The sequence below is a fragment of the Bradyrhizobium sp. UFLA05-89 genome, from assembly GCF_059803475.1.
In genome coordinates this window covers 33,471-45,430 of sequence record NZ_JBANBA010000041.1, presented here as the reverse complement: position 1 = coordinate 45,430, position 11,960 = coordinate 33,471, and the positions used below count along the sequence as shown (strand labels likewise).

Here is an 11,960-nt window from a genome sequence, read left to right as displayed (position 1 = left end):
CGCCTCAACCGGCCTGCTTCACACGCATGTACCATTCGACAAGCCGGCGAACCTGACGCTCGGTGTAGCCGCGCTCCACCATGCGTGCGACAAACTCGCCGTGCTTCTTCTCGGTCTCGCCGTCCTTCTTCGAACCGAACGAGATCACCGGAAGCAGGTCCTCGACCTGAGAGAATATCCGCTTTTCGATCACGTCGCGAATCTTCTCGTAAGAGGTCCAGTTCGGATTCTTGCCGCTATTCTGAGCCCTGGCCCGTAACGAGAATTTGACCACCTCGTTCCGGAAGTCCTTCGGGTTGGCGATGCCGGCCGGCTTCTCGATCTTGGTCAACTCCTGGTTCAAGAGTTCGCGATCCAGGAGCTGTCCCGTATCGGGATCCTTGAAGTCCTGATCCTCGATCCAGGCATCGGCATAGTCCACGTAGCGATCGAACAGGTTTTGGCCGTAGTCCGAGTAGGATTCGAGATAGGCCTTCTGGATCTCGTTACCGATGAACTCGGCATAACGCGGCGCAAGCTCGGCCTTGATGAACTCCAGGTAGCGTTTCTCGGTCTCTTCGGGAAGCTGCTCGCGGCGGATCGCCTGTTCCAGCGCGTACATCAGATGCACGGTATCGGCAGCGACCTCCTGCGGATCGTGGTTGAAGGTCGCGGCCAGGATCTTGAAGGCGAAGCGAGTGGAAACGCCGTCCATGCCCTCATCGACACCGGCGGCATCACGGTATTCCTGAACGCTGCGCGCCTTGGGATCTGATTCCTTCAGGCTTTCCCCATCGTACACCCGCATCTTGGCAAACAGCGTGGAATTTTCGTGCTTGCGCAGACGTGACATCACCGAGAACCGCGCCATCGTCTCCAGCGTCGCAGGCGCGCAAGGTGCCGAGGCGAGCTCTGAGCCCTGGATCAGCTTTTCGTATATCTTCTGCTCTTCGGTGTACCGCAGGACGTAAGGCACCTTGATCACGCAGATGCGGTCGATGAAGGCTTCGTTGTTTTTGTTGGACTTGAAGCTCGCCCACTCGGCCTCGTTCGAGTGCGCGAGGATGATGCCGGTGAAGGGGATCGCACCGATGTTCTCGGTGCCGATATAGTTGCCCTCCTGCGTCGCAGTGAGCAGCGGGTGCAGCATCTTGATCGGCGCCTTGAACATCTCGACGAACTCGAGGATGCCCTGGTTGGCGCGGTTGAGACCGCCGGAATAGCTGTACGCATCCGGGTCGTTCTGCGCATAGGTCTCGAGCTTGCGGATATCGACCTTGCCGACCAACGAGGAGATGTCCTGATTGTTCTCGTCGCCGGGCTCGGTCTTGGCGATCGCGATCTGGCGCAGCCGCGACGGCTGGATCTTGGCGACGCGGAATTGCGAGATGTCGCCGCCGAAGGCCTCCAGCCGCTTGTAGCACCACGGGCTCATGAGACCGGTGAGACGCCGGCGCGGAATGCCGTACTTCTCTTCCAGCATCGGTCCGAGCTGCTCGGGATCGAACAGGCTGAGCGGGCTTTCGAACACCGGGCTCAGTTCATCGCCAGCCTTCAGCACGTAGATGGGCTGCACCTCCATCAACGACTTGAGCCGCTCGGCGAGCGATGATTTGCCGCCGCCGACCGGGCCGAGCAGATAGAGGATCTGCTTGCGTTCTTCGAGCCCTTGCGCGGCGTGACGGAAGAAACCAACGATGCGCTCGATCGTTTCCTCCATGCCGTAGAAGCCGGCGAAGGCCGGATAGGTGCGGATCGTGCGGTTCAAAAAGATACGGCCAAGGCGTGGGTCCTTGGCCGTGTCAATCGTCTGGGGTTCACCGATCGCAGCTAGTAGTCGCTCGGCTGAATTCGCGTACTTCATGGGATCGCTTCGACACGATTCCAGATATTCCGCCATCGACATGTCGTGCTGGCTTCTCGCCTCGAACGACCGAGCGAAAGCGTTGAACAAAGAATCGTTGTACATGATCCCTCTCCGCGTGATTTCCGCCACTCAAGCTGAAACGAAAGCAGTTACCGGACCGTTCCTCAGCGCCCGTCTCGAATCAGCGTGAGCACATGACGATCATTGGACACCCGAGCACCTTGTTGGCGCAACGCACTACGTAGGCACCGGGTGAGTTACGAACAGGCACTTGCCTGTTATTTATGCGAATCTATACCCGTACGTGCTAATTTCCAGCAAATGTCGCCCCGCGGCAACATCCGGGCGTTACCGGGGATTGGTCCATCCGGCAGCGCAACATAGCTGCCCCGCCGACGGCAAACTTATGACGCTTTGACGGCGAAGCCTTGAACGTCGTGATGGCTCTTCTGCTGCAATGCGGCGCGCAGCTTGCTCGCGTCGTGGCAAGCCAGGCAGGCTCGCAGCAGCGTCGCGAAGTCCGTCGCCGGCCCGGCCGGAGCGATGACGCTGAAATCCGTGTCATTCCGCGGCGAGATCGCGCCTCTGCTCCTGACGCTGCGAAGTTGCCGCCGCAGCGCCGGCGTCAGCATAACGGTTTTGCATCCGTAGCTTTCACGCACCGAAACGTCTTCGATCGAGTCCCAGAGCAGGAATTCATCGCCGGCACGCAGATCGCGGATGCGGTGGTGGCTGACGGTCGCGCACCGCTCGGCCAGCGACATCCAGATCAGTCGGCAGATGACGAGCCCGAACAGCAGAACACCCGCGCGGCCCGCCGCCCGCTCACAGGCGCCAAGGCCGCCGCACAACTCGAAGGCAAGCGCGGCGCTGAAAAGGGGCATGACAAACCCCAGCACAATCGGCTCTGCGAGGCGGGAAAAGCTATGACCGACATCGAGATCGTTGGACACGTCGAGATCGGCAGGAAAGGCAGATGGACGCGGCGTGACGGCAATCGCAAGGTCGTCAAAATTTGCGTGCATGCTTATCCGCCAGCACGGCAGTTCATGAATGAACTGAGGCAACCCGCCGCACGGGCAAATGCTTGAGCCAGCGACACGAAACTCCGCTCAGCCAAGGCTGACGCTACGCTACGGTCTCAGGCCGATAAACTTGGCGGCCAACGACTTTCGCGCAACGACGCGCCCGATCAACTGGATCGCTACGCTCTCAACGGAGTTATGCCGAGAGTACGACGCACATACCCTTGATTGGTTCCCTCCCAAGGCCATGGTAACACACCATAGCGCGTCAGGACCGGCGCGGGAACCCCTCGCCTGCCACCGGCTCGGAGAAAAGAGTGATCATGAATCCCGTCAAAGAACTGGAAAAGCACGGACAGGCCGTCTGGCTGGATTTCCTGGCCCGCGGCTTCATCGCCGAAGGCGACCTGAAGCGGCTGATCGAGACCGACGGCGTCAAGGGCGTCACCTCCAACCCGTCGATCTTCGAAAAGGCGATCGGCAGCTCGGACGAATATGACGCCCCGATCGGCAAGGCGCTGAAGCGCGGCGACCGTCCGGTCGCCGACCTCTTCGAGCAGCTCGCAGTCGAGGACATCCAGAACGCCGCCGACGTGCTGCGCCCGGTCTATAACCACCTGAAGGGCCAGGACGGCTTCGTCAGCCTGGAGGTGTCACCCTATCTGGCCATGGACACCAAAGGGACGGTCGCCGAAGCCCGGCGGCTCTGGAAGGATGTCGATCGCAAAAACTTGATGATCAAGGTGCCGGCGACGCCGGAGGGCCTGCCGGCCATCGAACAGCTCATCGGCGAAGGCATCAGCGTCAACATCACCCTGTTGTTCTCCAAGGAGGTCTATCTGGAGGTCGCCGAGGCCTATCTTGCGGGCCTTGAGAAATACGTGGCTGGCGGCGGCGATCCGTCGCATGTGGCAAGCGTCGCAAGCTTCTTCGTCAGCCGCATCGACACCGTGGTCGACAAGCAGCTCGACGACAAGATCGCCCGCGCCAACGATCCCAGCGAAAAAGAGCGTCTCGCGGCGCTCAAGGGCAAGGTCGCGATCGCAAATGCAAAGGTCGCCTACCAGGACTACAAGCGCCTGTTCTCCGGGCCACGCTGGGACAAGCTCGCCGCCAAGGGTGCGAAGCCGCAGCGGATGCTGTGGGCTTCCACCGGCACCAAGAACAAGGATTATAGCGACGTCCTTTATGTAGAGGAGTTGATCGGCCCGAACACCATCAACACCGTGCCGCCGGCGACGCTCGATGCGTTCCGCGACCACGGCAAGCTGCGCGACAGCCTGGAGGAGAATGTCGAGGAGGCCGCCCACGTGCTGGAGGAGCTCGAGCGCTCCGGCATCTCTCTTGACGAGATCACCGAGGAGCTCGTCAGGGACGGCGTGAAGCTGTTTGCCGACGCCGCCGACAAGCTCTATGGCGCGGTCGCCCATAAGCGCGCCACCGTGCTAGGGACGGCGATCAACCGCCAGCAGCTTGTGCTGGGCGAGGGGCTCGGCAAGGCCGTGACCAAGAGCACCGAAGACTGGCGGGCGTCGGCGAAAATCCGCAGGCTCTGGCAGCGCGACAAGTCGGTCTGGACCGGCACGGACGAGAACAAATGGCTCGGCTGGCTCGACAGCGCGGCGAAGGCCGATGTCGCCGACTACGCCGACTATGCGAACCGGGTGAAGGGCCAGCATTTTTCCGACGCAGTCGTGCTCGGGATGGGCGGATCGAGTCTCGGTCCGGAAGTTCTGGCCGAGACGTTCGCGAGAAGAGCCGGCTTCCCCAAGCTGCACGTGCTCGACTCGACCGACCCGGCGCAGGTACGGGCGATGGAAGCCAAGATCGACATCGCCAACACCGTCTTCATCGTCTCCAGCAAATCCGGCGGCACCACCGAGCCGAACGCGATGAAGGATTATTTCTATGACCGCGTCGCCAAGGCGGTCGGGCCGTCGGTGAAGACCGGCCACCGCTTCATCGCGGTCACCGATCCCGGTTCCTCGCTGGAAAAGGCTGCCAAGAAGCTCAGCTATGCCCGCATCTTCCACGGCGAACCCTCCATCGGCGGACGCTATTCGGTGCTTTCGCCGTTCGGCCTCGTGCCCGCCGCGACCGCTGGCATAGACGTCAAGAGCTTCATCGGGCACGCGCTCGCGATGGCTCGCTCATGCGGACCGGACGTGCCGCCGCAAGAGAATCCCGGCGTGCAGCTCGGCCTCGCGATGGGCCTTGCAGGCCTGGAAGGCCGCGACAAGGTGACGATCTACGCCTCGAAGAAGATCGCCGATTTCGGCGCCTGGGCCGAGCAGCTCATCGCCGAATCGACCGGCAAGGAAGGCAAGGGCCTGATCCCGATCGACGGCGAGCCGCTGGTCGATCATTCAGTCTATGGAGACGACCGCTTCTTCATCGACATCCGCACCGAGGGTGAAGCAGATGCCGTCCATGACGGGATGCTCTCCGCGCTCGAGAAGGCCGGCCATCCCGTGGTGCGCATCCTCATGAAGTCGGTCGACCATCTCGGCCAGGAGTTCTTCCGCTTCGAGATGGCGACGGCGGTCGCGGGCTCCATCCTCGGCATCAACCCGTTCGACCAGCCCGACGTGGAAGCAGCCAAGATCAAGACCCGCGAGCTCACCGCCGCGTTCGAGAAGACCGGCGCGCTGCCGCCGGAGGAGCCGGTCGTCAGCACCGCGGACGCCGATCTCTACACCGACGACGCCAATGCCGCAGCGCTCCGTGCCGCCGGCGCGAACGGCGACCTCACCTCCTGGCTGAGAGCGCATCTCGACCGCTCCCGGCAAGGCGACTATGTCGCCCTGCTCGGCTACATCGCGCGCGACAAGGCCACGATCGAAGCCTTGCAGGCGATGCGGACGGAGGTGCTCGAAAAGCGCCGTGTCGCCACCGCCGCTGAATTCGGTCCGCGCTTCCTGCATTCGACCGGACAGGCCTACAAGGGCGGGCCCGACAGCGGCGTGTTCCTGCAAATCACGACCGACGACGCCGAGGACCTTCCGGTGCCGGGCCAGAAGGCGAGCTTTGGCGTCATCAAGGCGGCGCAGGCGCGCGGCGACTTCGATGTTCTCACCGAGCGCGGACGACGCGCGCTCCGCGTGCACCTGAAGGGCGGGCTGAAGAAAGGCCTTGCCGCGCTGAACGCCGCGCTCTCCCAAGCGTTGAACTGAAAGAGGATAGGTCAATGCAGCTCGGCATGATCGGCCTCGGCCGGATGGGCGGCAACATTGTCCGCCGGCTGATGCGGAATGGCCATTCGGCCGTGGTCTATGACAAGGACGCCAAGGCCGTCGCCGACCTTGCGGCGGACGGCGCGCAAGGCGCGAGCACGCTGGAAGAGTTCGTCGCCAAGCTCGACAAGCCGCGCACCGCCTGGGTGATGCTGCCCGCCGGCCGCATCACCGAGACGACGATCGAGACGCTCGCAAAGCTGATGCAAGCCGGTGACGTCATCATCGACGGCGGCAACACCTTCTGGCAGGACGACGTCCGCCGCGGCAAAGCGCTGAAGGAGCGTGGCATCCACTATGTCGACGTCGGCACCTCCGGCGGCGTCTGGGGGCTCGACCGCGGCTATTGCATGATGATCGGTGGCGACAAAGCCGTCGTCGACCGGCTCGATCCGATCTTCGGCACGCTTGCGCCGGGCGCGGGCGAGATCCCGCGTACGCCCGGACGCGAGGGCCGCGATCCCCGCATCGAGCAGGGCTACATCCACGCCGGCCCGGTCGGCGCCGGTCATTTCGTCAAGATGATCCACAATGGCATCGAGTACGGCCTGATGCAGGCCTATGCCGAGGGTTTTGACATCCTCAAGAATGCTGACATCGAGGCGCTGCCGGCGGATCATCGTTTCGATTTCGATCTCGCCGACATTGCCGAGGTCTGGCGGCGCGGCAGCGTGATCCCGTCCTGGCTGCTCGACCTGACTTCGACCGCTCTCGCCGACAGCCCGGCGCTGGCGGAATATTCGGGGTTCGTGGAGGATTCCGGCGAAGGGCGCTGGACCGTGAATGCGGCGATCGACGAGGCGGTGCCGGCCGAAGTGCTGACCGCGGCGCTGTTTGCCCGCTTCCGGTCACGCAAGGAGCATACCTTTGCGGAGAAAATCCTCTCCGCCATGCGTGCCGGATTCGGGGGGCACAAGGAGCCGAAACAACCGGGCGCACCCAAGCCCAAAGCCTGAAGGCCCGCCATTCGTGACAAAAGACCCGCAGCCCAAACGCAAGCCCGAAAATTGCGCCTTCGTCATCTTCGGCGTCACCGGCGATCTCACCCATCGCCTGGTGATCCCATCGCTCTACAATCTCGCCGCCGAGAACCTGCTGCCGGAGAAATTCTGCGTGGTGGGCGTCGCGCGCAAGGGCATGTCGAATGACGAGCTGCGCGACGGCCTGTTGAAGGGCCTGCGCGAGCATGCCACCCGTCCGGTGGACGACGTCGTCGCCCGGCAACTCCTGCAATGCGTGACCTTTGTCGAGGCCGATACGAAGGATCCAGCGTCCTTCGATAAACTACACGAGCATCTGGACGCGCTCGAATGCTCCCGCGGCACCGGCGGCAACCGGCTGTTCTATCTGGCGACCCCGCCGGCGGCGTTTGCACCGACCGCGCGCGAGCTCGGCCGCACCGGACTGATGAAGGAGAACAACGGCGCCTGGCGGCGGCTCGTGGTCGAGAAGCCATTTGGCACCGACCTTGCCTCGGCCCGCGCGCTGAATGCCGAGCTCCTGAAGATCATGGAGGAGCACCAGATCTATCGGATCGATCACTATCTCGGCAAGGAGACGGTGCAGAACATCCTGGTGTTGCGCTTTGCCAACGGCATGTTCGAGCCGATCTGGAATCGCAACCATATCGACCACATCCAGATCACGGTGGAGGAACGGCTCGGCGTCGGTCATCGCGGCGGCTTCTACGACGCCACCGGCGCACTCCGCGACATGGTGCCGAACCATCTGTTTCAGCTGATGTCGCTGGTCGCGATGGAGCCGCCGAGCCGTTTCGATGCGCACTCCGTCCGCTCCGAAAAGGCCGAGGTTCTTTCCGCGATCCAGCAACCGAGCGAAGAGGAAGCGCTGAAGAGTTCGGTGCGCGCGCAATATCTGGCAGGCCGCGTCGGCGATTCCGATATCCCGGACTATCGCAAGACCGAGGACGTCAAGTCCGGGAGCACGACCGAGACCTACGTGGCGCTAAAGCTCCTGATCGACAACTGGCGCTGGGCCGGCGTGCCCTTCTATCTGCGTACCGGCAAGGCGCTGGCTCACAAGCGCACCGAGGTTGCGATCAAGTTCAAGCAGGCGCCGCTGTCGATGTTCAGCGGCACCACGGTCGATCGCCTGTCGCAGAATTTCCTGACCATCGGTATTGCGCCGACCGAGACCATCGAGTTGCAGTTCAATGCGAAGATTCCGGGACCGAGCGTCACGATCGACGGTGTCGAGATGAAGTTTCGCTACGGCGACTATTTCAAGGCCGATCCGAGCACCGGCTACGAGACGCTGATCTACGACTGCATGATCGGTGACAACATCCTGTTCCAGCGCGCCGACGGCGTCGAAGCCGGGTGGCAAGCCGTGCAGCCGTTCCTCGATGCCTGGAAGAAGGCGGGCACCAACGGCATCGAGACTTATCGTGCCGGCAGTGATGGCCCCTCCTGCGCCGACGAGCTACTCCGGCGCGATGGGCGCAGCTGGCGGAAATATTCGTGATGGCTGCGGCCGACCAGCCGAAACTGATCGTCGAAGCCGACGCCGATGCGCTGGCGCGGGCCGCGGCCGAACGCGTGATGGCGCGCATTGCGGCCAACCCGGGCCGCATTGCGATCTGCCTCACCGGCGGATCGAGCCCGAAGAAGCTCTATCAATTGCTCGCCAGCGAGGCTTGGCGAGACAAGATTCCCTGGGAGCGCGTGCACTGGTTCATCGGCGACGAGCGGTTCGTGCCGGACGGTGATCCCCTCAGCAACATGACGGTAGCGCGCACGATCCTCCTCGATCGCAGCGCACCGTCCGGCCATGTCCACCCGATCCCCACCGCGACCGAGAATCCTAATCAGAGCGCCGAGGCCTATCAGCACGAGCTCCAATCCTTCTATGGTGGGGACCAGCTCGATCCGTCGCGCCCACTGTTCGACCTGGTCCTGATGGGCGCGGGACCGGACGGCCACACCGCTTCGCTGTTTCCCGGCTATCCCGCGGTCGAGGAGACAGAGCGCTGGGTCGTCGGCGTACCCAAGGCCAATGTCGCGCCTTTCGTGCCGCGGGTCTCGCTCACCCTGCCCGCTCTGGCATCATGCCACGAAATGCTGTTCGAGATTGCCGGGTCCGACAAGCAAGCGATCTTGACGCGGCTCCTCAATGGCGAGAACCTGCCGGCCGTACGCGCGCGCTCGAATGGTGAGACCGTCTGGCTGGTCGACCAGGCCGCGCTCCCGGAGGGGATTCGTGGCGGGCAGTGAAGCACCTTGTGCATTGATCGTGATGGGTGTGTCGGGCTCGGGCAAGAGCACGGTTGCGGAAGCACTGGGTGAGCGGCTCGGCTGGCGCTTCGAGGACGGCGACAGTTTCCATCCGCCGAGCAATGTCGCGAAGATGAGCGCCGGCCAGCCGCTCACCGACGAGGACCGCTGGCCCTGGCTCAACGCCATCGCCGACGAGATCGCGCGTGCCTGCAAGGCTGGCGAGCACGTCATCATCGCCTGCTCTGCGCTGAAGCACACTTATCGCGACGTGCTCTTGCGTGGACGTGATGACGTCCGCTTCGTCTTCCTGAAGGGCAGCCAGGAGCTGATCGCCGACCGCCTCGCCCTCCGCAAGGGCCACTTCATGCCACCCGGGCTGCTGACCAGCCAGTTCACAACGTTGGAGCCGCCGGAAGCGAGCGAACACGTGATCACAGTCTCGATCGACGAGACCGTCGAGGCGATCGTAGATGGCGTGTTGCGGCAGTTGAGATTCGGCAGCGAGAAGCACAAGGCCATGTCATGACCCCCATCTCACTTGTGGTCTCCGACGTCGACGGCACCCTGGTGACCAAGGACAAGACGCTCACCGAGCGCGCCAGGGCCGCGGTGCAGCGACTGCGTGATGCCGGGATCGGCTTCACCATCACCTCCAGCCGCCCCAGCATCGGCATGCGCTTCCTGATCGAGCCGTTGGCGCTCTCGCTGCCGATCGGTGCCTTCAACGGCTCCTCTATCGTCGATCCGCAGATGATGCCGGTCGAGCAGCATCTGATCCCCGCCTCAGCCGCCGAGCGCAGCATCAAGATCCTCGACGAGTTCGGCGTCGATATCTGGCTGTTCACGTCGGACAAGTGGCTGATCCGCAATCCGGATGGGAAGTACGTCGGTCACGAGCAGCACACGATCCGCGCCGATCCGACCATCGTCAGCGATTTCACGTCCTATCTTTCGAGCGCATGCAAGATCGTCGGCGCCAGCGCCGACGCGCCGCATCTGGAGGCCTGCGAAAAAGTGATGCAGGAAGCGCTGGGGACTGAAGCCGAGGCGATTCGCTCGCAGACCTACTATCTCGACGTCACCCCGCCCGGCTGCAACAAGGGCACCTTCGTCCAGTCGATGGCGCGACGGCTCGGCATCTCGACCGATGCGGTCGCGACTATCGGCGACATGCAGAACGACCTTGCGATGTTTCGCGTCAGCGGCCTGTCGATCGCGATGGGCAATGCAGCGGACAATGTCAAGCAGCAGGCAACTTACGTCACGACGAGCAACGAGCAGGAAGGCTTTGCCGGCGCCATCGAGATGATCCTGAAGCGCAACGGGATCGACTAAGGCGCTTGCTCATCGTTAGCAACATTTCTGGGATGTCCGCTCTGCTGCCGAGAAGCAGACAATGGACGACCGGGCGGCTGGCATGGGCCACGCGCCGAATTGATCTGCATCAATTACAAGGCCCGATTTCGAGCTGATTCTTTGCAACAGACTTGGTGGTGTCAGACCATCCAATTGCAACACTCGTGATGCACTTCTCGAATCTGAGATTGCGGGGATCGGCGTGTGATCGAAGCGCGCAACCGCGTAGTTCAACTTCGTCGCTTTGGCGGACCTGAGGAGCTGGAAGTCGTCGACGCTCCGCTGCCGACGGCCGGTACGGGCGAGGTACGGATCCGTGTGCTCGCCTCGGGGCTCGAGTACACCGATACTCTGATCCGACGGCACCTCTACCCGCAAACTGCCTCCCGTCGGCCACCCCTGGTAATGGGCTACGATGTTATTGGAGAAATCGATCAGCTCGGCGATCGCGTGAGCGGATTTCAGCTTGGTGACCGTGTGGCCGACATGACGGTGCTCGGATCGAATGCGGCCTATCGCACGCTCCAGGCGCGTCACTTGACCCACGTGCCGATGGGCGTTGATTCGGCGCAAGCGGCCGCGCTGATCCTCAGCTGGATGACGGCATATCAGCTCCTGCACCGCGCTGGGCGGGTGCAGCCGGGGCAGCGTGTGCTGGTGCATGGTGCTGCCGGAGCGGTCGGACAGGCGCTTCTCGTACTCGGTAGCATGGCTGGACTTCAGCTATGGGGCGGAGCTCATGGAAGGCACGCTGCGCTGATCCGTGAGCTCGGGGCTACGCCGCTTGATTATCAGCGCGAAGATTTCACGCGCGTCTTGCCAGGTGGATTTGACGTCGTGTTCGATGGCATCGGGGAGGATGGCTATCGCCGGTCATTTTCGGCACTCAAGCGTGGCGGTCTGCTCTGCGCCTATGGCTACTCGGCGGGCGCGCAGGATCGGCGACGGATGCTCACCATGCTGATGTGGATCGCGCGACTTTATCTCTGGAGGTGGTTGCCTGGCGGCAGGTCGGCTTTTTTCTACTCGATCAACGCGATGCGGCTGCAACATCCTGAATGGTTCACCGAAGACCTTAAGCGCCTGTTCGCTCTGCTTGCCAGTGGCGCCATCCAGCCGCGCATCGCCGCGCGGATATCGCTCGATGAAGTTGCTCATGCGCACCGACGCCTCGAAGCCGGTGGCCTGGAGGGCAAGCTCGTGCTGTGCCCGGATCTCGCGCCACAGGCATCCGGCACGACAAGCACTGCGGCCTGAAGTTCCG

General features: G+C 63.0%; 9 protein-coding genes. 7 read left to right on the top strand and 2 right to left on the bottom strand.

Annotated elements, in window-relative coordinates; translation table 11 throughout:
- Positions 1 to 4 precede the first annotated feature (4 nt).
- Both SO139_RS21840 and SO139_RS21835 read right to left on the bottom strand, forming a co-directional pair.
- A complete protein-coding gene (locus SO139_RS21840) occupies positions 5 to 1,948 on the bottom strand; it encodes a PrkA family serine protein kinase (RefSeq protein ID WP_449381071.1) in 1,944 nt (647 codons plus the stop codon).
- A gap of 302 nt (positions 1,949 to 2,250) precedes the next feature.
- On the bottom strand, positions 2,251 to 2,799 hold the full coding sequence (locus SO139_RS21835) for a hypothetical protein (protein WP_498540559.1): 549 nt from the start codon (positions 2,797 to 2,799) through the stop codon (positions 2,251 to 2,253).
- Between the two features lie 395 nt (positions 2,800 to 3,194).
- Between SO139_RS21835 and SO139_RS21830 the strand changes: the two genes are divergently transcribed.
- The 7 genes from SO139_RS21830 to SO139_RS21800 all read left to right on the top strand — a co-directional run bounded on the left by SO139_RS21830 (position 3,195) and on the right by SO139_RS21800 (position 11,953).
- A complete protein-coding gene (locus tag SO139_RS21830) occupies positions 3,195 to 6,044 on the top strand; it encodes a bifunctional transaldolase/phosoglucose isomerase (protein ID WP_449381073.1) in 2,850 nt (949 codons plus the stop codon).
- 14 nt (positions 6,045 to 6,058) lie between these two features.
- Positions 6,059 to 7,060 carry a phosphogluconate dehydrogenase (NAD(+)-dependent, decarboxylating) gene (gene gnd / locus SO139_RS21825; RefSeq protein ID WP_449381074.1) on the top strand — a complete coding sequence of 334 codons (1,002 nt, stop codon included), beginning with the start codon at positions 6,059 to 6,061 and terminating at the stop codon, positions 7,058 to 7,060.
- A gap of 13 nt (positions 7,061 to 7,073) precedes the next feature.
- Positions 7,074 to 8,588, top strand: coding sequence for a glucose-6-phosphate dehydrogenase (gene zwf, locus SO139_RS21820; RefSeq protein WP_449381075.1), 1,515 nt, complete (start codon positions 7,074 to 7,076; stop codon positions 8,586 to 8,588).
- Positions 8,588 to 9,337 (top strand): 6-phosphogluconolactonase, encoded by a 750-nt coding sequence (pgl, locus tag SO139_RS21815; protein WP_449381076.1) that lies wholly within the window; start codon positions 8,588 to 8,590, stop codon positions 9,335 to 9,337. Before zwf ends, pgl begins: the two co-directional genes overlap by 1 nt.
- Positions 9,324 to 9,866 carry a gluconokinase gene (locus SO139_RS21810; RefSeq protein WP_449381077.1) on the top strand — a complete coding sequence of 181 codons (543 nt, stop codon included), beginning with the start codon at positions 9,324 to 9,326 and terminating at the stop codon, positions 9,864 to 9,866. The genes pgl and SO139_RS21810 overlap by 14 nt, the downstream gene beginning before the upstream one ends.
- Positions 9,863 to 10,675 (top strand): HAD family hydrolase, encoded by an 813-nt coding sequence (locus tag SO139_RS21805; protein WP_449381078.1) that lies wholly within the window; start codon positions 9,863 to 9,865, stop codon positions 10,673 to 10,675. The genes SO139_RS21810 and SO139_RS21805 overlap by 4 nt, the downstream gene beginning before the upstream one ends.
- A gap of 225 nt (positions 10,676 to 10,900) precedes the next feature.
- A complete protein-coding gene (locus SO139_RS21800) occupies positions 10,901 to 11,953 on the top strand; it encodes a medium chain dehydrogenase/reductase family protein (protein ID WP_449381079.1) in 1,053 nt (350 codons plus the stop codon).
- The last annotated feature ends 7 nt before the right edge of the window (positions 11,954 to 11,960 follow it).

What these genes read in the sequence shown, in the direction of transcription:
- SO139_RS21830 (WP_449381073.1), top strand. Translation starts at nt 3,195, where the DNA reads ATGAATCCCGTCAAAGAACTGGAAAAGCACGGACAGGCCGTCTGGCTG.
- gnd (WP_449381074.1), top strand. Translation starts at nt 6,059, where the DNA reads ATGCAGCTCGGCATGATCGGCCTCGGCCGGATGGGCGGCAACATTGTC.
- SO139_RS21840 (WP_449381071.1), bottom strand. Translation starts at nt 1,948, where the DNA reads ATGTACAACGATTCTTTGTTCAACGCTTTCGCTCGGTCGTTCGAGGCG.
- SO139_RS21805 (WP_449381078.1), top strand. Translation starts at nt 9,863, where the DNA reads ATGACCCCCATCTCACTTGTGGTCTCCGACGTCGACGGCACCCTGGTG.
- pgl (WP_449381076.1), top strand. Translation starts at nt 8,588, where the DNA reads ATGGCTGCGGCCGACCAGCCGAAACTGATCGTCGAAGCCGACGCCGAT.